General features: G+C 71.5%; 21 protein-coding genes. 13 read left to right on the plus strand and 8 right to left on the minus strand.

The window, feature by feature from the left end:
• The first annotated feature begins 202 nt into the window (after positions 1-202).
• The 7 genes from ACGFYN_RS28735 to serC all read left to right on the plus strand — a co-directional run bounded on the left by ACGFYN_RS28735 (position 203) and on the right by serC (position 6955).
• Positions 203-1882 (plus strand): sensor histidine kinase, encoded by a 1680-nt coding sequence (locus ACGFYN_RS28735; RefSeq protein ID WP_393868784.1) that lies wholly within the window; start codon positions 203-205, stop codon positions 1880-1882.
• Positions 1879-2286 (plus strand): roadblock/LC7 domain-containing protein, encoded by a 408-nt coding sequence (locus ACGFYN_RS28740; RefSeq protein WP_393868785.1) that lies wholly within the window; start codon positions 1879-1881, stop codon positions 2284-2286. The genes ACGFYN_RS28735 and ACGFYN_RS28740 overlap by 4 nt, the downstream gene beginning before the upstream one ends.
• A complete protein-coding gene (locus ACGFYN_RS28745) occupies positions 2283-2630 on the plus strand; it encodes a DUF742 domain-containing protein (RefSeq protein ID WP_393868786.1) in 348 nt (115 codons plus the stop codon). Before ACGFYN_RS28740 ends, ACGFYN_RS28745 begins: the two co-directional genes overlap by 4 nt.
• On the plus strand, positions 2611-3231 hold the full coding sequence (locus ACGFYN_RS28750; protein ID WP_393868787.1) for an ATP/GTP-binding protein: 621 nt from the start codon (positions 2611-2613) through the stop codon (positions 3229-3231). Before ACGFYN_RS28745 ends, ACGFYN_RS28750 begins: the two co-directional genes overlap by 20 nt.
• Positions 3228-4457, plus strand: coding sequence for a cytochrome P450 (locus ACGFYN_RS28755; RefSeq protein WP_393868788.1), 1230 nt, complete (start codon positions 3228-3230; stop codon positions 4455-4457). The genes ACGFYN_RS28750 and ACGFYN_RS28755 overlap by 4 nt, the downstream gene beginning before the upstream one ends.
• The gene (locus ACGFYN_RS28760; RefSeq protein WP_393868789.1) at positions 4454-5752 is read left to right on the plus strand and encodes a cytochrome P450; all 1299 of its coding nucleotides are present in this window, start codon (positions 4454-4456) and stop codon (positions 5750-5752) included. The genes ACGFYN_RS28755 and ACGFYN_RS28760 overlap by 4 nt, the downstream gene beginning before the upstream one ends.
• Before the next feature lie 84 nt (positions 5753-5836).
• Entirely contained in the window at positions 5837-6955 is a 1119-nt protein-coding gene (gene serC / locus ACGFYN_RS28765) for a phosphoserine transaminase (protein ID WP_393868790.1), read from the plus strand.
• A gap of 58 nt (positions 6956-7013) precedes the next feature.
• Here serC and ACGFYN_RS28770 read toward each other — a convergent pair whose 3' ends face one another.
• Both ACGFYN_RS28770 and ACGFYN_RS28775 read right to left on the minus strand, forming a co-directional pair.
• The gene (locus ACGFYN_RS28770) at positions 7014-8531 is read right to left on the minus strand and encodes a cellulase family glycosylhydrolase (RefSeq protein ID WP_393868791.1); all 1518 of its coding nucleotides are present in this window, start codon (positions 8529-8531) and stop codon (positions 7014-7016) included.
• A gap of 113 nt (positions 8532-8644) precedes the next feature.
• On the minus strand, positions 8645-9619 hold the full coding sequence (locus tag ACGFYN_RS28775) for a WD40 repeat domain-containing protein (RefSeq protein WP_393868792.1): 975 nt from the start codon (positions 9617-9619) through the stop codon (positions 8645-8647).
• 125 nt (positions 9620-9744) lie between these two features.
• On the opposite strand from ACGFYN_RS28775, the gene ACGFYN_RS28780 reads away from it, so the two are divergent.
• A complete protein-coding gene (locus ACGFYN_RS28780) occupies positions 9745-10419 on the plus strand; it encodes a GDSL-type esterase/lipase family protein (RefSeq protein WP_393868793.1) in 675 nt (224 codons plus the stop codon).
• A 49-nt stretch (positions 10420-10468) separates the two neighbouring features.
• Complete coding sequence (locus tag ACGFYN_RS28785) at positions 10469-11461, plus strand: aldo/keto reductase (protein WP_393868794.1); 993 nt, start codon at positions 10469-10471, stop codon at positions 11459-11461.
• A gap of 361 nt (positions 11462-11822) precedes the next feature.
• Here the strand turns inward: ACGFYN_RS28785 and thpR are convergent, their stop codons facing one another.
• Complete coding sequence (thpR, locus tag ACGFYN_RS28790; RefSeq protein ID WP_393868795.1) at positions 11823-12395, minus strand: RNA 2',3'-cyclic phosphodiesterase; 573 nt, start codon at positions 12393-12395, stop codon at positions 11823-11825.
• 26 nt (positions 12396-12421) lie between these two features.
• On the opposite strand from thpR, the gene ACGFYN_RS28795 reads away from it, so the two are divergent.
• Positions 12422-12940 (plus strand): GNAT family N-acetyltransferase, encoded by a 519-nt coding sequence (locus tag ACGFYN_RS28795; protein ID WP_393868796.1) that lies wholly within the window; start codon positions 12422-12424, stop codon positions 12938-12940.
• A 19-nt stretch (positions 12941-12959) separates the two neighbouring features.
• Here the strand turns inward: ACGFYN_RS28795 and ACGFYN_RS28800 are convergent, their stop codons facing one another.
• Positions 12960-14321, minus strand: coding sequence for an MFS transporter (locus ACGFYN_RS28800; RefSeq protein WP_393868797.1), 1362 nt, complete (start codon positions 14319-14321; stop codon positions 12960-12962).
• Between the two features lie 24 nt (positions 14322-14345).
• Positions 14346-14783 (minus strand): MarR family winged helix-turn-helix transcriptional regulator, encoded by a 438-nt coding sequence (locus ACGFYN_RS28805; RefSeq protein WP_393868798.1) that lies wholly within the window; start codon positions 14781-14783, stop codon positions 14346-14348.
• 152 nt (positions 14784-14935) lie between these two features.
• Here ACGFYN_RS28805 and ACGFYN_RS28810 point away from each other — a divergent pair, with 152 nt between their 5' ends.
• Complete coding sequence (locus ACGFYN_RS28810; RefSeq protein WP_361956987.1) at positions 14936-15118, plus strand: ribbon-helix-helix protein, CopG family; 183 nt, start codon at positions 14936-14938, stop codon at positions 15116-15118.
• 10 nt (positions 15119-15128) lie between these two features.
• On the opposite strand, the gene ACGFYN_RS28815 is transcribed toward ACGFYN_RS28810, so the two are convergent.
• Positions 15129-16580, minus strand: a complete 1452-nt coding sequence (locus ACGFYN_RS28815) for an NCS2 family permease (RefSeq protein WP_393868799.1) — start codon at positions 16578-16580, stop codon at positions 15129-15131.
• A 113-nt stretch (positions 16581-16693) separates the two neighbouring features.
• On the opposite strand from ACGFYN_RS28815, the gene ACGFYN_RS28820 reads away from it, so the two are divergent.
• A complete protein-coding gene (locus ACGFYN_RS28820; protein ID WP_393868800.1) occupies positions 16694-16960 on the plus strand; it encodes a DUF2530 domain-containing protein in 267 nt (88 codons plus the stop codon).
• Positions 16961-17070: 110 nt separating this feature from the next.
• The gene (locus ACGFYN_RS28825) at positions 17071-19464 is read left to right on the plus strand and encodes an HAD-IC family P-type ATPase (RefSeq protein ID WP_393868801.1); all 2394 of its coding nucleotides are present in this window, start codon (positions 17071-17073) and stop codon (positions 19462-19464) included.
• A 30-nt stretch (positions 19465-19494) separates the two neighbouring features.
• Here the strand turns inward: ACGFYN_RS28825 and ACGFYN_RS28830 are convergent, their stop codons facing one another.
• Complete coding sequence (locus ACGFYN_RS28830; protein ID WP_393868802.1) at positions 19495-20406, minus strand: hypothetical protein; 912 nt, start codon at positions 20404-20406, stop codon at positions 19495-19497.
• Between the two features lie 103 nt (positions 20407-20509).
• Positions 20510-23647: a sacsin N-terminal ATP-binding-like domain-containing protein gene (locus ACGFYN_RS28835; protein ID WP_393868803.1), complete on the minus strand. Its 3138-nt coding sequence runs from the start codon at positions 23645-23647 to the stop codon at positions 20510-20512.
• Between the last annotated feature and the right edge of the window lie 92 nt (positions 23648-23739).

Below are 23739 nucleotides of genomic sequence, written 5' to 3' on the forward strand. Positions count from 1 at the left end.
CTGTGAACGGATCCAGAACCTTCCCAATTCGATCACGAACTCCCATATAGTGACGGTCAGTTGGACAACAGGTGTCGCTTCGCGCGCAGGAACGACAGCTCTTCCCGACAGCCGCAGCTCTCGCCCAGGAACACCAGATCGCCCAGCAACGACAGCGGAACCCGATCAAGGACGACCGAGGCCCCTACCGAGGACCCGATTCATGACCGCCCCCCACGTGCCCGGCGAACGACCCACCTTCCGCACCGTCGCACCCGCCCCGCTGATCACGGCCCTCCTGGCCGCGCTCGCGGTCGCCGGCGCGGTCGCCCGCGTCCCCGAACGGGACCGCGCCCCGCTCGCCCTCGGCGCCGGCACGGGCGCACTGCTGCTGTGCACCGCCGTCGCGCTCGCCGCGTACGCGCTCCAGACGGCCCGGATCAGCCGCCGCCGGCTGGAGGTGGTCACCCAGGACGCCGGCCGGCTGCTGCAGGACCGGGTCCGCCAGAGCGCGCAGTTCGACCAGGAGCGGGTGCGCCTGACCGAGGAGCTGACCCACGAGCGGGCCCGGCACGCGGCGGAGCTCACCCAGGAACGGGTCCGGCTGACCGCGGGGTTCGAGCAGGACCGCGCCCGCCTCACCACCGACAACTCCCGCCTGGCCGAGCAGGCCCGCCGGGCCGGCCACGAGCGGGCCGCCGCGGTCTCCGCCACCGCCAACGCGGCGGGCCGCATGCAGGCGCTGGCCACCGGCATGCTCGCCGACCTGCGCGCCATGGAGGAGCGGCACGAGGACGAGGACGTCCTCGCCGACCTGCTCCACCTCGACCACCGCACCGCGCAGGCGGGCCGGCTCGCCGACTCCGTCGCCGTCCTCGCGGGCGCCCGCTCCGGCCGTCGCTGGGCCCGCCCCATCTCCATGGAGTCGATCCTGCGCGGCGCGATGGGCCGGATCGGCGGATACCAGCGCGTGCGTGTGCACTCCGCCGGCGAGGCCGCCGTCGCCGGGCACGCCGCCGAGGGCGTCATGCACGCGCTGGCCGAACTCCTCGACAACGCCGCGAACTTCTCGCCGCCGACCGCCGAGGTGCACGTCTACGTCGAGGAGGTGCCGGCCGGCGTCATCGTGTCCGTCGAGGACAGCGGCCTGGTGATGGGCGAGGTGCAGCTGCGCCGCGCCGAACAGGCGGTCTCCGGCGACAAGGCGGAGCTGGGCGGTCTCACCGGCACCCGGCTCGGCCTGGCGGTCGTCGGCCGGCTCGCCCGCAAGTACGGCCTCAAGGTGTCGTTCCGGCCGTCCGCACGCGGCGGCACCGGCGTCCTCGTGCTCGTCCCGCAGGACATCCTCGTGCCGGAGCAGTACGCCCCGCGGCCCCAGGACGCGCTGCCCCTGCCCGAGCCACGGGCCGACCGCCCGGAGCCGGCACCCACGACCGCGCCCGCCCCCGTACGTCCGGAACCGGTCGACGAGCACCCGCACAGGTCGTACGAGACCCAGCACACCACTCCGCACCAGGACACCGACGCCGCTCCCGATCACCATCACGATCACGTCGGCACCCGCCACCACGAGTCCGCCGGCCCGGACGCCGACGTGCTCACCTCGAACCTGCCCAAGCGCCGCCGGGGCCGGGCGCTCGCCGAGGCCGAGCGGGATCGGGAGCGCGCACGCGCGCGTGCGGCCGATTCCGGCACCACCGGGCCGGGTCCCGCGCCCGTCCCGCTGGACGACCCCCTCGCCCGCGCCGCCCGCTTCAGCAGCTTCCGCCGTGCCGTGCGCGGCTCCCTGTCGGACCAGGGCGCACCGGCGCCGGACGAGGACACCGCCGCACCCGCCGCCGCATCGCCGGCCACCCCTCACCCGCACCCGGACCCGGACCCGGAAGGCAACTCCCCGTCATGACCGGCACGACCACCGCCGACGCGAAGCTCACCTGGCTCATCGAGGGCCTCCTGGAGCGCACGCCGGGCGCGCGGCACGCGCTCGTGCTGTCCCGGGACGGTCTCAAGCTGTGCCGGACACCGGAGCTCACCGTCGACCAGGCCGACCAGCTCGCCGCGATCGCCGCCGGAATCCAGTCGCTGTCGCACGGCGCCTCGGTGGAGTTCGGAGACGGCACCGGAGGCGTGCGCTCGGCGATGACCGAATTCTACGGAGGAGTGCTGTTCATCGTGGAGGCGGGCGAGGGCGCGCACCTGGCCGTGGTGACCACGGAGGACGCCGACGCCGGGCTGGTCGGCCACAACATGAGCGAGCTGGTGGAACAGCTCGGCGCCCACCTGACCGCGCGGCCCCGGACCTCATGAGCCGCCCCGGCAGGGACGACTCACCCGACCGCCTCTACACCCTCACCGGAGGCCGTGCGCACTCCGCGCCGGACAGCCCCTTCGACCTGGTGACCCTCGTGGTCGCCGAGTGCGACCCGGCACCCGGCATGCAGTCGGAGCACACGGCTATCCTGCGGCTCACCCAACTCCCGACGGCGGTCGTCGAGTTGGCGGCCGAGCTGAAGCTCCCCGTGAGCATCACCAAGATCCTGCTCGCCGACCTCCTCGCGGCGGGCCGCGTCAGCGCCCGCCACCCGCGCAAGGCCGCCGTCCCCGACCCCGACGTCCTGGAACAGGTGCTCGTTGGACTCCGCAACCTCTGACGCGCGTATCCCGCTGCACGTCACGGCCGAGAACGGCCTGAAGATCGTGGTCGTCGGCGGCTTCGGCGTCGGCAAGACGACCCTCATCCGCTCGGTCAGCGAGATTCGTCCCCTGAACACCGAGGAGACGATGACCCGGGCGGGCGAGCGCGTCGACGACATCAGCGAGGTGCGCGACAAGAAGGCCACCACCGTCGCCTTCGACTTCGGCCGCATCACGCTCGACGCCCGCAACGTGCTGTACCTCTTCGGCGCGCCGGGCCAAGAGCGCTTCTGGTTCCTCTGGGACCGGCTCTTCTCCGGCACGCTCGGCGCGGTCGTCCTGGTCGACACCCGGCGTATCGACGACTCCTGGTACGCCATCGACCGGCTGGAACACCACGGCACGCCCTTCATCGTGGCCTGCAACGACTTCGGCGGCCCGGACCACGCCCCGCAGCGGATCCGCGAGGCGCTCGACCTTGATCCACACGTGCCGCTGCTCGACTGCGACGCCCGCTCCCGCGCCTCCGGCAAGCAGGTCCTGCTCACGCTGGTGGAGCACGTCGGCAGCCGGTACGCGGACCAACACCCCCGATCCACACAGGAGTTGGCACTGTGACCGCCCCCACCGCCCCCGTACCGCTCGGCGGACCCAGGTTCCAGACCGAACCCGCGCAGCTGTACCGGGAGATGCGGCGCGAGCACGGTGCCGTCACCCCGGTGGTGCTGGACGGCGACGTACCGGCCTGGCTCGTGCTCGGCTACCGCGAGCTGCACCAGGTCACCGGCGATCCCGTGCTGTTCAGCCGGGACTCCGACCTGTGGAACCAGTGGGAGCGCATCCCCGACGACTGGCCCCTGCTGCCCATGATCGGCCGCGGACAGCCCTCGATCCTCTACACCGTCGGGGAACGCCACCGCGAGCGCGCCGCGATGATCAGCGGCGCGCTGGAGGCGGTCAGCCCCTTCGAACTGCGCGGCTACGCCGAGAAGTTCGCCGACGAGCTGATCGACTCGTTCTCCGCCCGCGGCGAGGCGGACGTCGTCGCCGACTACGCCATGCTGCTGCCCGTGCGCGTCCTGGCCCGCCTCTTCGGCTTCCCGGACGAGCAGGGGCCGGGCCTGGTGACCGCGCTCAACGACATGATCGACGGGCGCGAGCGGGCGATCGCCGGACAGACCCATCTGGGCACGTCCATGACGGAGTTGCTGGCGCAGCGGCGGGCCGCGCCGGCCGACGACGTGATCTCGCGGATGCTCGCCGACCCCGGCGGCTTCAGCGAGGAGGAGATCGCCCAGGACCTGATGGTGATGATGGCGGCGGGCCATCAGCCCACCGCCGACTGGATCGGCAACTCACTGCGGCTGATGCTCACCGACGACCGGTTCGCGGCCTCGCTGTTCGGCGGCCGCAACAGCGTCGCCGACGCCATGAACGAGGTCCTGTGGGAGGACACGCCCACACAGAACGTGGCCGGCCGCTGGGCCGCCCGCGACACCCAGCTCGGCGGCCGCCGCATCCGCGCCGGCGACCTGCTGCTGCTCGGCCTCCAGGGCGCCAACTCCGACCCCCAGGTGCGCACCGACGGCTCCGCGCTCACCGGCGGCAACAGCGCGCACTTCTCCTTCGGGCACGGCGAGCACCGGTGCCCGTTCCCCGCTCAGGAGGTCGCCGAGGTCATCGCGCGCACCGCCATCGAGGTCGTACTGGACCGGCTGCCCGACATCGACCTCGCCGTACCGGCCGGGTCCCTGACGCGTCGGCCCTCGCCCTGGCTGCGAGGCCTGACCGAACTGCCCGTGCGGTTCGCCCCGAACCCGGCCCTTGGAGGCACCCCCGTATGACGACGAGCGGCACCGAAGAGACCCGTACGACCGGCGAGATCCGTACGACCGGCGCCCGTACTGCCGAAGAGGCCCGTCCGACCGAAGAGGCCCGTATCGCCCTCGACCCCTTCGTCGGCGACCTGGACGGCGAGAGCGCGCGGCTGCGCGCCGCGGGCCCGCTGGCCGCCGTGGAACTCCCCGGTGGGGTCCCCGTCTGGGCCGTCACCCGCCACGCCGAGGCGAAGCAACTCCTCACCGATCCGCGGCTGGTGAAGGACATCGAGATCTGGGGCGCCTGGCAGCGCGGCGAGATACCGGCGGACTGGCCGCTGATCGGGCTCGCCAACCCGGGCCGCTCCATGCTCACCGTGGACGGCGCCGATCACCGCCGGATGCGGACGCTCGTCGCGCAGGCGCTCACCCCGCGCCGGGTGGAGCGGATGCGCGAGCGGATCACCGAGCTGACCGAGGGCCTGCTGGACGGGCTCACCGGTGACGTCGTGGACCTGAAGGCGGCCTTCGCCTACCCCCTGCCCATGTACGTCATCGCCGGCCTGATGGGCATCGACGAGGCGCGACTGCCCCGCCTGAAGGAGCTGTTCGAGAAGTTCTTCTCGACGCAGACCCCGCCGGCCGAGGTCGTCGCCACGCTCACCGAACTCGCGGGCATCATGGCCGACACGGTCGCCGCCAAGCGCGCCGAGCCCGGCGACGACCTCACCTCCGCCCTGATCCTCGCCTCGGAGAACGGCGACCACCTCACCGACCAGGAGATCGTCTCCACGCTCCAGCTGATGGTCGCGGCGGGCCACGAGACGACGATCTCGCTCATCGTCAACGCCGTGCTCAACCTGTCACTCCATCCGGACCAGCGGACGCTCGTGCTGTCCGGCGAGGCGGACTGGTCGTCGGTGATCGAGGAGACGCTCCGCCACTCCACCCCCACCTCGCACGTCCTGATCCGTTTCGCCACCGAGGACGTCCAGGTCGGTGGCAAGGTGCTGCCCGCGGGCGACGCGCTGATCGTGTCGTACGCCGCCATCGGCCGCGACGAACAGGCCCACGGCCCGACGGCAGGCGACTTCGACATCACCCGCGCCTCGGCCAACCGCCACATCAGCTTCGGCCACGGCCCCCACGTCTGCCCCGGCGCGGCGCTGTCCCGACTGGAGGCAGGCGTCGCCCTCCCGGCCCTCTACGCCCGCCACCCCGGCCTGGACCTCGCGGTCCCGGCGGCCGAGCTGCGCCACAAGCCGGTGGTGACGCAGAACGACCTGTTCGAGCTGCCGGTACGGCTGTCGCCGCCGGTCTGATCGCACAGGTCCACGGCCGGAGGAGTCGTCTCATCGGACGGACACGTTTCCGGCGGGTTTCACCGAGGGGATACCCTCCGGCTCGTGGCTGAGATTCAGATTCCCGCTGACATCAAGCCCGCGGACGGACGTTTCGGCGCGGGTCCCTCCAAGGTGCGGACGGAGGCCCTGGACGCCCTCGCCGCGACAGGCACCTCTCTGCTCGGCACGTCACACCGCCAGGCCCCGGTGAAGAACCTGGTCGGCCAGGTGCGCGAAGGTATCTCCGACCTGTTCCAGCTGCCCGAGGGCTACGAGGTGGTCCTCGGCAACGGCGGCTCCACGGCGTTCTGGGACATCGCCACCCACGGCCTGATCGAGAACAAGTCGCAGCACCTCAACTTCGGCGAGTTCAGCTCCAAGTTCGCCAAGGCCGCCAAGCTGGCACCGTGGCTGGCCGAGCCCACCGTGATCGCCTCCGACCCCGGCACCCACCCGGAGCCGCAGGCCGAGGCGGGCGTCGACGTCTACGCCTTCACGCACAACGAGACCTCGACCGGCGTCGCCATGCCGATCAAGCGCGTGGCCGGTGCCGACGAGGGCGCCCTGGTCCTGGTCGACGCCACGTCCGGCGCCGGCGGCCTGCCGGTGGACGTGTCGGAGACGGACGTCTACTACTTCGCCCCGCAGAAGTCCTTCGCCTCCGACGGCGGCCTGTGGATCGGCGTCTTCTCCCCGGCCGCCATCGAGCGCGCCGAGCGGGTGCACGCGTCCGGCCGCCACGTCCCGGAGTTCTTCTCGCTCCCGACGGCGATCGACAACTCCCGCAAGAACCAGACGTACAACACCCCGGCCCTCGCGACGCTCTTCCTGCTCAACCAGCAGCTGGAGTGGATCAACGGCCAGGGCGGCCTCGACTGGTCGGTCCGCCGCACGGCCACCTCCTCGCGCACGCTCTACGGCTGGGCGGAGGACGTGAAGTTCGCGACGCCGTTCGTCACCGACCCGGCCAAGCGCTCCCAGGTCATCGGCACCATCGACTTCACCGACGAGGTCGACGCGGCCGCCGTCGCCAAGGTCCTGCGCGCCAACGGCATCGTCGACACCGAGCCCTACCGCAAGCTCGGCCGCAACCAGCTCCGCGTCGCGATGTTCCCGGCCGTCGACCCGGCGGACGTCGAGGCCCTGACGAAGTGCATCGACTACGTGATCGAGAAGCTGTAGCCGTCTCCACCACGACGGTGAAGGGGCGCCCCGCGAATCATCGCCGGGCGCCCTTTTCTCATCCCGCCGTACAACTCACACTCGGCGCCGCACCCCCGCCCGGCGCTCCCCCGAAGCCGAAGCTCGTCGAACCGCCCGCCGGCACACCGCCGTTGTGGGCCGCGTTCGTCGCGGTCACCGTCCGGCCGGTCTGGGTGTACGAGGCGTTCCACATGGAGCTGACCTTCTCGGAGCCGTCGAAGGTCCAGGTGACCTTCCAGGACGTGAGGGGGGCCGTGCCGGTGTCGGTGACCTTCACGTCCGCGTTGAAGCCGCCGCCCCAGTCACTGCTGACGGTGTAGGCGGCGCTGCACGCGGCCGTGCTCCCGCCGTCACCGCCGCCGCCCCCGCCGCCCGTCCCCGAGCCGGGGAACAGCGGTGCCTTGACGCTCGCCAGGTAGCCGTCCTTCACGGTGTCCACGGTCTGCCAGTCGTCCTTCAGGATCCCGCCCGTGTCACCGGAGTTGGGGTTCCACGACCAGAAGGTCCACTGAAAGGAGTCGCCGCCGTACGTCGAGGTCGGCCGCAGGTAACTCACCAGCGCCGACAGCCACTTCTGGTCCACCGTGGAGGCCAGCGTCGTACCGAACTCGCCCACCCAGACGGGCGCGATGTTCTGTTTGAAGATGTAGCCCCAGTACTTGTCCCAGACACCCGGCATGTTGCCGGGGAAGGACGGATCGCCGAACCAGGGCTGCTGCGCCACGCTGGTCGCGTAGTCGTGGGCGGAGTACACGACCCGGTTCGCCACGTCGAGCTGCACCGGGTACTGGCCCACGCCCATCAGGTTGCCGCCCCACCAGCCGGAGACGCCGGCGTACGTCTGCACGCCCTCGACGAAGATCAGCAGGTCGGAGTTGACGGACAGCACCGCGTCACCGGCCCGCTGGGCGGCCAGGCGCCAGTCGATGGCCGCGTCGCCGCAGCCCCAACAGGCGGGATCGTGGGGTTCGTTGTGCAGGTCGATGCCGATGACGGCGTCCTGGCCCCGGTAACGCGCCGCCAGGGCCTTCAGGTTGGCGATCCACGTCGCCTCCGGGACGGCCGCGGTGTACCAGAGCGCCGACTGCCCGCCGGAGTCCGGCCGGTGCCGGTCGAGGATGACCTTCAGGCCGTCCTGGCCGGCGTACGCGACGATCTTGTCCATGACCTGGAGGGAGGTGAGGCCCTGCAGGTCCGCGTTCTTGCCGCTGCTGAAGTCGATGCTGTTGGGGACGGTGCCGGACTTGAAGATGTCGTCGCTGTAGGGGAGCCGGATGGTGTTGTAGCCCAGCGACCTCATCTGGTCGATCATGGACCTGTAGTCGCGGGACCACAGGCCGTGGACCACGTGGTTGCCGGTCTCGAAGCCGAACCAGTTGATCCCGGCGATCCGGACCGGCTGCCCGGCCGCGTCGAGGATCTGACGGCCGCTGGTGTGCCAGTACCCGGCCCCGGGCGCCTCGGCCGCGTCCGCCGTGGTGACACCGGCCCCGGCCAGCGGTAACACGAGCGCCACGGCAACAGCGCACAGCGCTCTTCGCAGGCTGCGGAACATGTCGCTGCTTCCTCTCGGGAGGCGCGGGCCCGGAACGAGTGGGAGCGCTCCCACAACCCGGCGTCTTCATAGAAGCCGTAGCTACATGGACACGTCAAGCGCGCGGCGGCTGCTCAGTTGCGGCGCAGCAGGCGGCGGAAGCCGAAGATGACGGCCGCCGCGGCGGCGACGGCCAGTGCGCCGACCTTGAGGTTGCCGGCCGAGACGCCCCCACCGTTGTCGGAGCTCGCTGAACTCCCGCTCGACGAAGGGGACTTGGAGCCGCCCTTCGCACCCGGGGCGTCCTCCACCTGGACCGGGCTGTCGGAGCCCTCGCTGCCGTACAGGAGCCGCGTTCCGTCGATCGAGTAGGTGACGGACTCGCCCTGCCCCTGGAGCGGCACGTTCAGCCGGCCCGCGCGCTTGATCCTCCCGCCGTTCCAGTCGTAGTAGATCCCGCCGAAGTACCCGCGCACGGCGAGCTGTTGGTCGTCGGGCGAGATGGCCGCGTCGGTGGCCCAGAGGTCGACGGTGGCGACGGGCCGGAAGACGTTCGCGCCGGAGGAGGAGAGCTTGGCCGGTCCCTCGTACAGGTGCCCGCCGTCCTCGTCCTTGTCGATGATGTACGGCCGGCCGGTCTTCGGGTCGACGACCAGCGACTCGGCGTTGCGCGGCCCGTCCGCGTACTTCACGACGTACTGCGTGGCCCGGATCGTCCGGTCGACCAGCTTCTTCGGCTCGGGCAGCTGATAGATCCACACGTACGGCCATGAGCCGCCGAGGTTGTCGCCGATGTCGCCGACGTAGATCTGGTTGTCCGGGCCGATGGAGATGGCCTCGACGTCGCGGGGCCGGCCGACGCCGCTCAGCGTGATGCGGGCGACCGTCTTCCCGGTCGAGCTGTCCACCGCGTAGATGTACGGGCCGTCGTCGCTGTCGTTGTGCGTCCAGTAGATCCCGGGGTGCAGACGGGAAGCGGCGAGGCCGCTGGACTCGGTGATGCGCGGGTCCTTGATGGTGAACCCCCGGCCTCCGTCGTCGGCCGCGGCGGGCAGGGCGAAGATGCCCACGAGCAGGACTCCGGCGAGGAGGGCGAACGGTCGGCGCATGCACCAAGCCTGCCATCCCACCGAACGGTTGACCGCCCGCACCGGGTTCCCGACGCGCCCGACCGTGGCAGGCCTCACACCGCACCCGTCCCAATGATCCCCCGCGCATCGTCCATCATGAGCGGATGCTTAGGTTCATGCCGGTCGGCGACTCGATGACGATCGGGAGCGCGGGCGAACACACCTGGCGGTACCGGATGTGGCGGCACCTGCGGGACACGTACGGCGGCCCGTTCACCATGGTCGGCCCGCGCGAGGCGCTCTACGACAAGGCGACAGACACGCCGACGTCGTACGAGTACGCCGACCCGGCCTTCCCCTGCGCCCATCTGGCCGGCTGGGGCGAGGGCTGGCAGCACATGGTGCCGCTGATCGGCGAGGCGGTGCGCTCCTGCCGCGCGGACGTGCTGCTGGTCTCGCTGGGCCTGATCGACCTCGGCTTCTACACCGACGCGGACCAGACGGCGGAGAACGCACGGCGGTTCGTGGCTCAGGCGCGGGCGGCCGGGCCGCGCGTGCGGATCGCCGTGCTGCCGGTCATCCCGAACGTCCGCGCCGCCGCCGACGCGCCGTTCGCCGCCCAGGTGAGCCGCTTCAACGAACTGCTGGCGAAGGCGCTCGCCGACCTCGACGAGCCCCGCTCCCCCCTCCTGCTGGCCTCGCCCCCGCCCTCGTACGACATCAACCACGACACCTACGACGGCACGCACCCGAACGCGAGCGGCGAGCACAAGATCGCTGCGGCCTTCGCGGACGCGATGCACCAGGCGTGGGGAGTGGGCGAACCCTACGAGGTCTGAGTGCTCTCCCCTTGCCTAGAGCGCACTCCACGCCGTTGGCTGGGTGGTCATGAAGTACACGCAACTCGGACGCACGGGACTCAAGGTCAGCCGACTGGTCCTCGGCACGATGAACTTCGGACCGCAGACGGACGAGGCCGACAGCCACGCGATCATGGACGCGGCGCTGGCGGCCGGCATCAACTTCTTCGACACCGCCAACGTGTACGGCTGGGGCGAGAACAAGGGCCGTACGGAATCGATCATCGGCAACTGGTTCGCCAAGGGCGGCGACCGGCGCGACAAGGTCGTCCTCGCCACCAAGGTGTACGCCAACATGGCCGCCGACGGCGAGGCGTGGCCCAACCACGACAAGCTCTCCGCCCTGAACATCCGGCGCGCGGTCGACGCCAGCCTGAAGCGGCTGCGGACCGACCACATCGACGTCTACCAGTTCCACCACGTCGACCGGCGGACTCCCTTCGAGGAGATCTGGCAGGCGATCGACGTGCTGGTGCAGCAGGGCAAGATCCTCTACGTCGGGTCCTCCAACTTCCCCGGCTACAAGATCGCCCAGGCCAACGAGATCGCCGCGCGGCGCGGCGGCACCATCGGCCTCGTCAGCGAGCAGTGCCTGTACAACCTCGCCGAGCGGCGCGCGGAGATGGAGGTCATCCCGGCCGCGCAGGAGTACGGCCTGGGTGTCATCCCCTGGTCGCCGCTGCACGGCGGACTGCTCGGCGGGGTGATCAAGAAGGAGGTCGAGGGCGGGCGCCGGGCCAGCGGCCGGGCCGCGGACTCCCTCGCCAACACCACCATCCGCGCGCAGATCCAGGCCTACGAGGACCTGCTCGACAAGCACGGGCTGGAGCCCGGTGAGGCCGCTCTCGCCTGGCTGCTGACCCGGCCCGGCGTGACCGGCCCGATCGTCGGCCCGCGCACCGCCGAGCAGCTCGAGTCCGCCCTGCGCGCGGCCGAGCTGGAGCTGAGCGAGGATCTGCTGTCCGGGCTGGACGAGATCTTCCCGGGTCCGGGCCCGTCCCCGGAGGCCTTCGCCTGGTAGCGGACGAGCGGCGGCGGTCGGCTACCTTCCGATCGCCGCCGCGAACGCCACCACGACGAACAACAGCACCAGCGCACCGGCCATGATCCGGTTCCGAGTCTTCGGGTCCACGCCATCGAGCGTAACCGGCTCCGCGAAGTGCCCAACGGGCGGCCGCCCAATGGTGCGGCCGCACCCGCGCCCCGGCAGGCCGGCCTCCGCCGAACTTCGACCGGGCGCCCGCCTCGCACTACGCCCGCTCCCCGGCGCCGCGTTCCCGGCGCGTCCGCCGAGGCCCACGCCCGACCACCGATCCGGCCGCCCGACCACAGCGTCCCGCGGAGCGCAGCTTCCGAGCCACCGTCACCTCCGGCGGGCGGCCCTACCCCGCCCCGCCCAACGCCCACCGCGCGAGCGCCTCGTAGCGCGGCTGCTCGCCAGGTACTCCCGACTTCGGCAGGTTGCTGCGGATCAGGGCCAGGTCCGTCACCGTCCAGGTGGGGCCGGTGAAGGCTTCGAGGGGGGTCAGGTACGGGCGTACGTCGACCGCGTCGCGGCTGCGGGCCAGGGTCAGATGGGCCTTGTAGCGGCGGTGCTCGCCCATCGGTACGCCCGCCTTGCGGGCCGCCGCCTCGGCGCGGTCCGCGAGCAGGCGCAGGGCCGGCAGGTCGCCCACCACGCCGGCCCACAGCGCCCGCCCGTGCCCGAACTGGCCGCCGCCGCGGACGGTGAGGGCGAAGGGCCCGGTCCGGTGCGCGGCACGCTCCAGGCGGGCCGACAGCTCCGCTACAGCCTCGTCCTCGACCTCGCCGTAGAACGCGAGCGTGAAGTGCCAGCCGGGGCGGCCGGTCCAGCGCAGCCGCTCCGCGCCGGGCAGTGCCCGCAACTGGTCGACTTCCGCGGCGAGTTCACGCACGACGTCCTCGGGCGGCAGCACGGCGGCGAAGAGTCTCATGCGCACCACCCTGCCACCATGAGGGCATGGAGATCACGATCAGGGAAGGCGGGCCCGCCGACGTCCCCGCGATACTCGGCATGCTCGACAGCTGCGTGGAGTGGCTGGCGGCGCAGGGGCGGACCGAACAGTGGGGGTCCGAGCCGCTGTCGCAGCACGAGCGGACCGTCGAGTCGGTCGTCGGGTACATGGACGAGGGCATCACCTACATCGCCGAGGCCGACGGCGTACCCGCCGCCACCCTCACCCTCACGGACGCCCCCGGCGCCTACCTCTCCCACCTCGCGCCGCCCGGCGAGCCCGAGCGCTACATCCACTGGCTCGCCTCCGACCGCCGCCACAAGGGCCACGGCCTCGGCAGCGCCCTCCTCGCGCACGCCGCCGAGGAGACCAGGCGCGCCGGAATCACCCTGCTCCGCGTGGACTGCTACGCCGGCCGGGACGGCAGGCTCGTGCGCTACTACGAGGACAACGGCTTCACCCGCACCGAGACCTACGTCAGTGGCAGCGACTGGCGGGGACAGGTGCTGGCCCGGAGGCTGTGACCCCGGGCCGGCACCGTCCTCACGCCGCCGGCGCCAGCTGCTCCTGCACCTCGCGCGGTACGAACCGCAGGTGCGGATGGCCCCGGTTCCAGCCGACCGAGAGGCGGAGGTTGCCGACGCGGGCCAGGACCAGGCCGATCGCGATCGCCGCGGCCGCGGCGATCGCGCCGCCGACGGCGAGGCCCGCGCGGACCCCGTACGCGTCCGTGATCCATCCGGCGATCGGCGCACCGATCGGCGTACCGCCCATGAACACCATCATGTAGAGGGACATCACCCGCCCCCGCATGGCCGGGTCGGTGCTCACCTGGACGCTGGTGTTGGCGGTGACGTTGACCGTCATGCCGAACATCCCGATGGGGGCCATGATCAGGGCGAACAGCCACAGGGACGGTGCCGCGGCCGCCACCAGCTCCAGCCCGCCGAAGACCACCGCGGCCGCGATCATCACCCGCATCCGGGCCGTGCCGCGCCGGGCGGCGAGGAGCGCGCCCGCCAGCGAGCCGACCGCCATCAGCGTGTTGAAGAGGCTGTACGCACCGGCCCCGGCGTGGAAGACGTCGTCGGCGAAGGCGGACAGGTACACGGGGAAGTTGAACCCGAACGTGCCGATGAAGCCGACCAGGACGATGGTCCAGATCAGCTCGGGACGCCCGGCGACGTAGTGCAGGCCCTCCCGCAGCTGCCCCTTGCCGCGCGGGCTGCGCTCGACGACGTGCAGCTCACGCGAGCGCATCGCCAGCAGCCCCCCGATGGTGGCGACGAACGACAGGCCGTTGAAGAAGAACGCCCACCCGGTGCCCACGCCGGTGATCATCAGACCCCCGACGGCGGGCCCGATCAGCCGCGCCGACTGGAAGTTGGCGGAGTTCAGGCTGACCGCGTTCTGCAGCTGGTCCGTGCCGACCATCTCGGAGACGAAGGACTGGCGGGCCGGGTTGTCGACGACCGTGGCGAGACCCACGGCGAAGGCGGCGACGTAGACGTGCCAGACCTGGACGTCGCCGGAGAGCGTCAGCACGGAGAGCGCGACGGCGGTGACGCCCATCGCGGCCTGTGTGAACAGCAGGGTGCGCCGCTTGGGCAGGCGGTCGACGAGGACGCCGCCGTAGAGACCGAAGAGCAGCATCGGCAGGAACTGCAGGGCCGTCGTGACACCGACGGCCGTGGCGGAACCGGTGAGGCTGAGCACCAGCCAGTCCTGGGCGATGCGCTGCATCCAGGTGCCGATGTTGGAGACGACCTGGCCGACGAAGAACAGCCGGTAGTTGCGGACCTTCAGCGAGGCGAACATCGAGGACTTGCGGGCGGGTCGGGGGGTGGGCGGTGAGTAGTGGGTGGTCGGTGCGGGGGCGGAGTCTGCTCCGGATCCCGTACTCAAAAGGGTTCGCCTCCTCGTTGTGGCTTACAGATGAGCGAGCTTCTCCAGCACGGGGGCGGCGGCGCGCAGTTTCGCCCACTCGTCCTCGTCCAGGCCCTCGACCAGGCTGGCCAGGAAGGCGTTCCGCTTGGCGCGGCTCTCCTCGAGCATCGCCTCGGCCTGTTCGGTCTGGGTGACGACCTTCTGGCGCCGGTCCTCGGGGTGCGGCTCCAGCCGGACCAGCCCCTTGGCCTCGAGCAGCGCGACGATGCGGGTCATCGACGGCGGCTGCACGTGCTCCTTGCGGGCGAGTTCGCCCGGAGTGGCCTGCCCGCAGCGGGCCAGGGTGCCCAGCACCGACATCTCGGTGGGGCTCAGCGACTCGTCGACCCGCTGGTGCTTGAGCCGGCGGGACAGCCGCATCACAGCTGAGCGCAGGGAGTTCACGGCGGCAGCGTCGTCGCCATGGGTGAGGTCCGACATATCTTTAGAGTAACTCATTACCCTCCCTAAACAAGCTGGCGGGGCGCGCGGATTCCCGTGACTCCGGCCACTGAACCGCAGCATCACCCGTACGAGTGAGTCGGCGGCGGAAAGTGAACATCTCAGCGAGTGCGCCCGAGACCCTCGTGTTCATGGGGACCAGCGTGCTCAGCCTGCGGATCGACGGGGAGCTGCTCGAACGGCTCCGGCACCACGCCGCCAAACGAGGAATGAGCGTCCAGGACTACGTGGTCCGGACGCTCATTCGGGACGACTTCGACGAACGGTTCCACACCGCCGTCGAGGAGACGGAGAAGTTCTACGGGGTCACGTGAGCGCGCGGGCTCACGTGAGGCCGAGGGCCGGCATCAGGTAGTAGAAGGCGAAGACCGCCGAGACGACGTACATCGCCACCGGGATCTCCCTGGCCCGGCCGGCCGCGAGACGCAGCACCACGAAGGTGATGAAGCCCATGCCGATGCCGTTGGTGATCGAGTAGGTGAACGGCATCATCACCATCGTCACGAAGGCGGGGACGGCGATCGTGTGGTCGGCCCAGTCGATCTCCTTGACCGAGCCGGCCAGGATCAGGAAGCCCACCGCGAGCAGGGCGGGGGTGGCCGCCTGGGACGGGACCATGGTGGCGATCGGGGTGAGGAACAGGGCCACCGCGAAGAGCGCGCCGGTGACTACGTTCGCGAAGCCGGTGCGCGCGCCCTCGCCGACACCGGCCGTGGACTCCACGAAGCAGGTGGTGGCCGAGGAGGAGCTGGCGCCGCCCGCGGCGACCGCCAGGCCGTCGACGAAGAGGACCTTGTTGATGCCGGGCATCTGGCCCTGCGCGTCGGTCAGCTTGGCCTCGTCGCTGACGCCCATGATCGTGCCCATCGCGTCGAAGAAGCACGACAGCAGCACCGTGAAGACGAACAGGATGCCGGTCAGCACGCCGACGTGGGAGAAGCCGCCGAACAGGCTGACCTTGCCGATCAGGCCGAAGTCCGGGGTGGCGACGGGGTTGCCGGGCCACTTGGGCGTCGTCAGGCCCCAGCTGGGGATCTTCGCCACGGCGTCGATGATCACCGCGAGGGCCGTCATCGTGACGATCGAGATCAGGATCGCGCCGGGGATCTTGCGGACGATCAGCGCGAGGGTGAGCAGGGCGCCCAGGATGAAGACGAGCACCGGCCAGCCGTTGAGGTGGCCGTCGGCACCGAGCTGGAGCGGCACGGTGGTCTGCGCGGCGTCCGGGATGCGGGAGACGAAGCCGGAGTCGACCAGACCGATCAGCATGATGAACAGGCCGATACCGATGGCGATCGCCTTGCGCAGGCCGTAGGGGACGGCACTCATCACGCGTTCGCGCAGCCCGGTGGCGACCAGCAGCATCACCACGAAGCCGGCCAGGACCACCATGCCCATCGCGTCCGGCCAGGACATCCGGGGCGCGAGCTGGAGCGCGACGACCGAGTTCACGCCGAGACCGGCGGCGAGCGCGATCGGGACGTTGCCGATGACGCCCATGAGGAGCGTGGTGAAGGCGGCGGTCAGCGCGGTCGCGGTCACGAGCTGACCGTTGTCCAGCTGATGCCCGTACATGTCCTTCGCGCTGCCCAGGATGATCGGGTTCAGCACGACGATGTAGGCCATCGCGAAGAAGGTGGCGAAACCGCCGCGGATCTCGCGCGGGAGCGTGCTGCCCCGCTCGGAGATCTTGAAGTAGCGGTCGAGCGCGCCCTGGGCGGGCGCCTGCCCCGGCTGGCCGGGGGTGGGGACCTTGGCGGGAGCCGAGGTGGACATTGGATGTTCCTACGAGCAGAAGTGGACAAACGCAAACAGTTTCAGTATGAACATATGAAACCTGTAAACGCCATCTCCGCGCGTAGACCTGATCGCCTCGTAAGCTGTCCCCCATGGCGAAGTGGACACCGAAGCACGAGGCGCCGGAGCCCCTGGAGGGCCCCGTCGTCGCCACCATCACGGGCGGCACGATCCTCTGGTTCGTCCTCTTCCTGGCACAGCTCCCCTTCTACGGCTGGTTCGAGGACCACGGCCACACCTGGTGGCTGTGGACCTGCCTGACCGGAGGCGTGCTCGGTCTGTACGGCGTCTGGTTCGTCAGGAAGCGGGACGCGGCGATCAAGCGCGCGACGGCGGCGCAGCAGCCGGCCGCCGAGTAGGCCGTCCGCGAGCGGTGCGTACTACCACCGCACGAGGCAGGTCCTCCCCTGGTCGGATCTTCCGGGCACTCGGCGGGTGAAGCCGCATACCGGCACGTACCGTCGGATGCATGCAGCACATCGACGCCGGCGCCGAGCTCGACCCTGTGCATCCCGTACCCGTCCCGGTCAGCACGCACGGCCTGACGGCGGCCGAAGTCGCGGAGCGGGTCGCGCGCGGGCAGGTCAACGACGTTCCGGTGCGCAGCAGCCGGTCGATGGGCGAGATCGTCCGGGCGAACGTCTTCACCCGGTTCAACGCGATCATCGGTGTGCTCTGGCTGATCATGTTCTTCGTCGCGCCGATCCAGGACAGCCTCTTCGGCTTCGTCATCCTCGCCAACACCGGCATCGGCATCGTCCAGGAGTGGCGGGCGAAGAAGACCCTCGACTCCCTCGCCGTGATCGGGGAGTCGCGGCCGACGGTCCGGCGCGACGGCACCGCGGCCGCGGTGAGCACCTCCGAGATCGTGCTGGACGACCTGCTGGAGATCGGGCCCGGGGACAAGGCCGTCGTCGACGGGGTGTGCGTCGAGGCCGACGGGCTGGAGATCGACGAGTCGCTGCTCACCGGTGAGGCCGACCCCGTGGTCAAGAGGCCCGGGGACCCCATCATGTCGGGCAGCTTCGTCGTCGCCGGCGGCGGCGCCTTCAAGGCCACCAAGGTGGGCCGCGCGGCCTACGCCGCCCAACTGGCCGAAGAGGCCTCCCGCTTCACCCTCGTCCACTCCGAACTGCGCTCCGGCATCTCCACGATCCTCAAGTACGTGACCTGGATGATGATCCCGACCGCGATCGGCCTGGTCATCAGCCAGTTCGTCGTCAAGCAGCACGGGTTCAAGGACTCGGTCGCGCGCACGGTGGGCGGGATCGTGCCGATGGTCCCGGAGGGGCTGGTCCTGCTGACCTCCGTGGCCTTCGCGATAGGCGTGATCCGGCTTGGCCGAAAACAGTGCCTGGTCCAGGAACTTCCCGCCATCGAGGGACTCGCCCGCGTCGACACCGTCTGCCTCGACAAGACCGGCACCCTCACCGAGGGCGGCATGGACGTCACCGAACTCCGGCCGCTGCAGGGCGCCGAGGAGTCGTACGTGCGCAAGGTGCTCGGCGCGCTCGGCGAGTCCGACCCGCGTCCCAACGCCTCGCTCCAGGCGATCATCGACGCCTACCCGGACGTCGAGGACTGGCGCTGCACGGAGTCCCTGCCCTTCTCCTCCGCCCGCAAGTACAGCGGCGCCACCTTCAGCGAGGGCAACGGCGAGTCCGGTACGTGGCTGCTGGGGGCGCCCGACGTGCTGCTGGCCGGCGACGACCCGGTCCTCGCGGAGACCGGCCGGCTCAACGAGCAGGGGCTGCGGGTGCTGCTGCTGGCCCGGTCCGGCCGGGACCTCGACGACCCCGAGCCCGCGCGGGGAGCCCGGCCCACCGCCCTGGTCGTCCTCGAGCAGCGGCTGCGGCCCGACGCCGCCGACACGCTGCGCTACTTCGCCGAGCAGGACGTCCACGCCAAGGTCATCTCGGGCGACAACGCCGTGTCCGTGGGTGCGGTGGCCGGGAAGCTGGGCCTGACCGGGCAGACCGTCGACGCCCGCCGCCTCCCCGCCGAGCCGGCGGAGATGGCGCGGGCGCTGGAGGAGGGCACGGTGTTCGGGCGGGTCACGCCGCAGCAGAAGCGGGAGATGGTGGCCGCGCTGCAGTCCCGCGGGCACACGGTCGCGATGACCGGCGACGGCGTGAACGACGTACTGGCCCTGAAGGACGCCGACATCGGCGTCTCGATGGGCTCGGGCTCGGAGGCCACGCGCGCGGTCGCGCAGATCGTGCTGCTCGACAACAGCTTCGCGACGCTGCCGTCGGTGGTGGCGGAGGGCCGGCGGGTCATCGGCAACATCACGCGGGTGGCGACGCTCTTCCTCGTGAAGACGGTCTACTCGGTGCTGCTCGCGCTGCTGGTGGTGTGCTGGCAGGTCGAATACCCCTTCCTGCCCCGCCACCTGACCCTGTTGTCCACCCTGACGATCGGCATCCCGGCCTTCTTCCTCGCCCTGGCCCCCAACAAGGAACGGGCCCGCCCGCACTTCGTACGCCGGGTCATGCGGTACGCGATCCCGGGCGGCGTGGTGGCGGGTGTGGCGACCTTCGTCACCTACCTGATGGCCCGGCACCACTACACGGGTCCGGGCCAGCTGGACGCCGAGACCAGCGCGGCGACCCTGACCCTGTTCCTCGTCTCGATGTGGGTCCTGGCGATCATCGCCCGCCCCTACACCTGGTGGCGCATCGCCCTCGTCGCCGCGATGGGCGTGGCCTTCCTCTTCGTCCTCGTCGTGCCGTGGCTCCAGCACTTCTTCGCGCTGAAACTGGTGGGCGTGACGATGCCGTGGCTCGCGGTCGCGGTGGCAGCGGTGGCGGCGGCCGCCCTGGAACTCCTGTGGAGATGGGTCGACCGCCGCTTCCCGACCTAGGCCCGCCGCGTCATGGGGACCGGGTGCTGATTACTGCACGTCGACGTAGTCACCCGCGGCGCTGACCGCCGGAGTCGTCGTCGTGCCCGCGAAGCTGTAGCGGTAGTAGCCGTCGACCGTCGCCGTGGCCGTCGTCTTCAGGGTGCCGGTGGTGCTGGTCTTGATGGTCTTCAGCGTGGTGTAGGTGCTGGAGCTCTTCTTGCGGAACTGCAGCTTGACCGACTGGGTGCTGTAGCCGTGGTACTGGCTGTCGTCCCAGTTGGCGCGCGACAGCTTGCCGGTGACGGTGACGGTCTTGCCCTTCTTGACCGGCTCCGGCGCGGCGTTGACCGTCAGCTTCGAGTAGCGCTGGAGGTTGAAGGCGGCGGCCTTGTCGGTCACGGCGACACCGACGTTGTCCAGGTTCGGGTTCGTCTGGTCCTCGCCGTTGAAGGCGACGGCGAAGCCGGCGGCCTTCCAGGAACCGGCGTCCTCGTTCAGCAGCTCCACCGGGTCGATCTGGACGGTGGCGGTGCAGGAGGCGGCCGTCGCGGAGGAGTCGGTGCAGTGCGCGGCGTCGCTGTCGAACCACCAGAGCTCGTCGTCGAACGAGGTGCCGCGGTACAGCTCGATGCCGGCGACGAAGTCGGCCGCGTGGATGTTGACGTCCGTGCCGTGGTTCAGCGTGAAGGAGACCGGCACCTTCACCACGTTGGTGGTGCCGACGGCGATGTTCTTGCCGCTGTTGACCTTGACGTTCGAGAAGGAGGCGTTGAGGGCGTAGGGAGTGCCGGTGGCCTCGGTGCTGAACGCGGTCCTGCCGGAGCCGGAGTGGAGGGCGTCCACGGCGGCGGCGACGTCGGCGGGGGCCTTCGGAGTGTCGGCGGCCTGCGCGGCCGGCACGGCGAGGGCGGAGAGGGCCAGGGCGCCGGAGACGGCGGCCACGGTGGCTCGTATGCGCATGCGATCCCCAAGTGGAGAAAGTGATCAGTGAGCCTGGTTGGCTCACTGATCAGATTCACGACACATGCGATTGGTTGTACGACTGGTGAAATATTTGTGTCACTCAGTCGAACCAGCGGTCCCGGGCCAGTTCACCGGTGCGCGACGGGTCCTCCAGCAGGGCCGCGACCTCGAAGCGGCGGGGCCACTGGCCGGCCGACCAGGCGAGGCCCGCGGCGACGCCTTCCAGGGTGGCGGCGTGCAGGGTGCCGTCGGAGGTGAGGCGCCAGTCCAACTCCACGCCGTCGACGACCAGTTCCTCGTGCTCGACGTAGGTCGAGGGGGTCCGCGCGCCGAGGAGGACCCGGACCGGGTCCGGTACGTCGTGCTCGGCGCCCTCGGAGTTCACCTCGCCGGTGACGGACTCGCTCAGGCGCCGCACCTGGAAGAGCTCGGCCAGTTCGGCGGCACGGGCCGGGCGTACCGGCAGCAGGGGGACGCCCTGGGTGAAGGGCAGCAGGTCGGGCGAGTCGACGACGACGGCGTCGGCGGCGTCCACCACCTCGACCCGGCCGTCGACGACGGCCCGCAGGTCGTCCGGCAGGGTCACCTGCTCGGGGTCCAGGTCGGCCAACGCGCCGTACAGGGCGTGCAGTTGGGCGGCGGTGACCGTCCGGTCGGGGTCGGCCAGCCGGTCCAGCAGCTCGGCGGCGCCGCCCGGCTCGTCCAACAGCGCGGACACGGACGTCCGTACGCCGAGCGCCCGCAGCACCTGCTCGTCCTCGAACCCGGTCGCGTCGGCCTCGTCGTAGAGGCCGCGCAGCAACGGGTCGCCGCCGGAGGCCAGCAGTCCGGCGGGGCGGCGTCCGTCCAGCACCGGGTGCCCGCGCAACCACCAGGCGGTGTAGGGCCGTACCGCCTCGTGCGTGCCGTCGGGCAGCAGGATCCGCACCGGCTGGATGAGTGCGTCGCGCAGCGGCGGCTGCGCGAGCAGGGCGAGCGCCTGCGGCCATTTGTCGTCATCGACGAGATCCAGGTCCCGTACGGCGATCAGCTCGGTGGCGACGGGCGGCACGGGCGTGTCCGGGAACCGGTCGAGGACGTCCTCGCTCCACACGTCCACCGCGTCCAGCAGCCCGGGGTCGTCGGGCTCGGCGAAGTCCCCTTCGCGGGGCTCCAGTTCGTCCGGGTCGAGGACGACGTCGGTGGCCCGTACGAGCGCGAAGTCGGCGAGCACGCCACAGGCGGCCAGCGGCTGCCGCCCCCATCTCTCGGCCAGCTCGGCGTCGACGGTGGCGAGTTCGCCGTCCCGCATCACCTGGTGGAAGGGGCTGCCGGGGAGGACCAGTTCACCGGCGGGTGCCGGCTCCCCGTCCTCGTCGGGCAGGGCGAGCGCGCCCAGCCAGGGCTCGTCGCCGGGATCCAGCGCGGCGTCCCGCACGAGCGCGAGGACGGTGTCGGCAAGCTCCTCGGCGTCCGGTGTGTCCTGCTCCCAGTCGAGCCCGCCGTCGTCGTCGAGGGAGGCGGCGACGGCCGTACGCACCTGGGCTGTGGTGAGTACGGCGCGGGGCGTGGCGGGCAGCGCGCCGAGCTTCTCCAGCAGGGGGTGTGCCGCGTCCGGGTGGGCGACCTTCAGGCCGAGCCGGGCGAGTACCTCGGGGTCGATGCGCGCGGCGTCGTCCGGCGTCGGCAGCAGCACCTGCCGGGGTCCGATGGTGGTCCGTCCGTCGGCCAGCGGCACGGGCAGCCCGGAGAGCCGGTCCGGATCGACTCCGGCGAGGCTGTCGTAGAGCCGCCGCCACCAGCCGGGGTCCTTCTCCAGGCCGGCCAGGCGGTCCACGGCGTCGGTGAGCGGGACGCGGGCTACGCCCAGGGTCCGCAGCTCCACCCGCCGTTCCAGCCCGGCGGGCAGCAGGGTCGGCAGCACCTCGGCGAGTACCCGCACGGTGTCCGCGCCCGCCCCCTCGACGACCTCCGCGTCACGGGGCCGCAGGGACTCGGGGAGGTCCGGGTCCTCGTCGTCGCCGGAGCCGGGCACGGCGGCAGGCGGGAGGAACGCAGTGCGCGGCAGCCGTTCGAGGATCGCCTGCCGCAGGGCCCCGTCCAGCTCGCCCTTGCCCAGCGGGCCGGGGACCAGGCCGATGATGCCCTCGGTCACCGGGCTCCACCCGGCGAGCAGTTCGGCGTACGCGTCCGCCGCGCGCTGCACGAGGAAGTCGGTGAGGGGGCCGGGCGCCGCGTGCCGGCGCGTGGTGTCCAGCGGGAAGGAGGCGATGAGGAGGGCGGGCGCGCCGAGCGGCTCGTCGCTCGGCGTCGGGGCGTGCACGACGGGGCTGGTGCGCGGGCGGTCGGGGCTGCCGTCGGGGGCGGCGGGCACGGCCCAGGTGACGGACCAGTGGGGGCGTAGCCGCTCCTCCACGGGCCGGTCGGCGAGCAGGTCCGGGGTGAGCGCTCCGTGCGCGGCGGACGTACGCCAGCGCGTGGTGCCGTGCCGCGTGTCCTCCACGACGGTGAAGGGACCGTCGGCGCTGCGGCGCAGCGTGCGCGGGGCGCCGCCGTCGATCTCGACCACGACTTCCTCCAGGCCGGGAAGGGCCAGGAGGAGGGCGTCGTCCACGGCGCCGAGGAGGCGTTCGGCGAGGTCGGCGGCGGCCGTGTCGCGCAGCGGGAGGATGACGGCGGTGTCGTACGGGGCGGGGGCGGTGCCCTCGGCGGCGAACGGCAGCCTCAGGAGCGGGACGTGTCCGTCCCGGCGCCGGATCTCGTCGCCCAGCTCCTGGTTGTTCCGTGCGGTCTCGGCGGCCTGCTCCCGGGCCTCGGCCAGCGACCAGCGGACGCCGCCGTGGCGGCCGACCACCGCGGGCTCGTCGGTGACGGCGAGCACGGCGGCGAATCCGACGCCGAAGCGGCCGATCGCCGTCTCCCGGACGTCGCGCTTCGCGGAGGCGCGCAGGGTGGCCAGCGACTCGACGCCGGCCGCGTCCAGGGGGGCGCCGGTGTTGGCGGCGACGAGCACGGCGTCGCGCAGGGTGAGGCGGAGGCGGCCGGGTACGCCGGCCCGGGCCGCGGCGTCCGCGGCGTTCTGGGCGAGCTCGACGACGAGGCGGTCGCGGTACCCGCCGAGGACGAGGTCCTCCTCGGCGTTGGCGTCCTCCCGGAACCGGGCGGGGCTGGCGGCCCAGGCGTCGAGCACACCCCGCCTGAGACGGGCGGTCCCGAAAGCGTCCGCACCCTCGGCTGCGGGCCGCACGAACTTGCTCACGTTGCTTCTCCTCATCGGCCCTCGACGTGAGCACGAAGGTACCGCGACTCCGCTCGGTTCATTTCAGCCCGTCCGGGGGCGCAGCACCGAGG

Origin of the sequence: Streptomyces sp. NPDC048419, from assembly GCF_043200415.1 — a bacterium.
Taxonomy (GTDB): domain Bacteria; phylum Actinomycetota; class Actinomycetes; order Streptomycetales; family Streptomycetaceae; genus Streptomyces.

Excerpts from the sequence above, each read along its gene's own strand:
- ACGFYN_RS28735 (WP_393868784.1), top strand. The coding sequence starts at position 203 with ATGACCGCCCCCCACGTGCCCGGCGAACGACCCACCTTCCGCACCGTC.
- ACGFYN_RS28740 (WP_393868785.1), top strand. The coding sequence starts at position 1,879 with ATGACCGGCACGACCACCGCCGACGCGAAGCTCACCTGGCTCATCGAG.
- ACGFYN_RS28745 (WP_393868786.1), top strand. The coding sequence starts at position 2,283 with ATGAGCCGCCCCGGCAGGGACGACTCACCCGACCGCCTCTACACCCTC.
- ACGFYN_RS28760 (WP_393868789.1), top strand. The coding sequence starts at position 4,454 with ATGACGACGAGCGGCACCGAAGAGACCCGTACGACCGGCGAGATCCGT.
- ACGFYN_RS28770 (WP_393868791.1), bottom strand. The coding sequence starts at position 8,531 with ATGTTCCGCAGCCTGCGAAGAGCGCTGTGCGCTGTTGCCGTGGCGCTC.
- ACGFYN_RS28775 (WP_393868792.1), bottom strand. The coding sequence starts at position 9,619 with ATGCGCCGACCGTTCGCCCTCCTCGCCGGAGTCCTGCTCGTGGGCATC.
- ACGFYN_RS28780 (WP_393868793.1), top strand. The coding sequence starts at position 9,745 with ATGCTTAGGTTCATGCCGGTCGGCGACTCGATGACGATCGGGAGCGCG.
- ACGFYN_RS28785 (WP_393868794.1), top strand. The coding sequence starts at position 10,469 with ATGAAGTACACGCAACTCGGACGCACGGGACTCAAGGTCAGCCGACTG.
- thpR (WP_393868795.1), bottom strand. The coding sequence starts at position 12,395 with ATGAGACTCTTCGCCGCCGTGCTGCCGCCCGAGGACGTCGTGCGTGAA.
- ACGFYN_RS28795 (WP_393868796.1), top strand. The coding sequence starts at position 12,422 with ATGGAGATCACGATCAGGGAAGGCGGGCCCGCCGACGTCCCCGCGATA.
- ACGFYN_RS28805 (WP_393868798.1), bottom strand. The coding sequence starts at position 14,783 with ATGTCGGACCTCACCCATGGCGACGACGCTGCCGCCGTGAACTCCCTG.
- ACGFYN_RS28810 (WP_361956987.1), top strand. The coding sequence starts at position 14,936 with ATGGGGACCAGCGTGCTCAGCCTGCGGATCGACGGGGAGCTGCTCGAA.
- ACGFYN_RS28815 (WP_393868799.1), bottom strand. The coding sequence starts at position 16,580 with ATGTCCACCTCGGCTCCCGCCAAGGTCCCCACCCCCGGCCAGCCGGGG.
- ACGFYN_RS28820 (WP_393868800.1), top strand. The coding sequence starts at position 16,694 with ATGGCGAAGTGGACACCGAAGCACGAGGCGCCGGAGCCCCTGGAGGGC.
- ACGFYN_RS28825 (WP_393868801.1), top strand. The coding sequence starts at position 17,071 with ATGCAGCACATCGACGCCGGCGCCGAGCTCGACCCTGTGCATCCCGTA.
- ACGFYN_RS28830 (WP_393868802.1), bottom strand. The coding sequence starts at position 20,406 with ATGCGCATACGAGCCACCGTGGCCGCCGTCTCCGGCGCCCTGGCCCTC.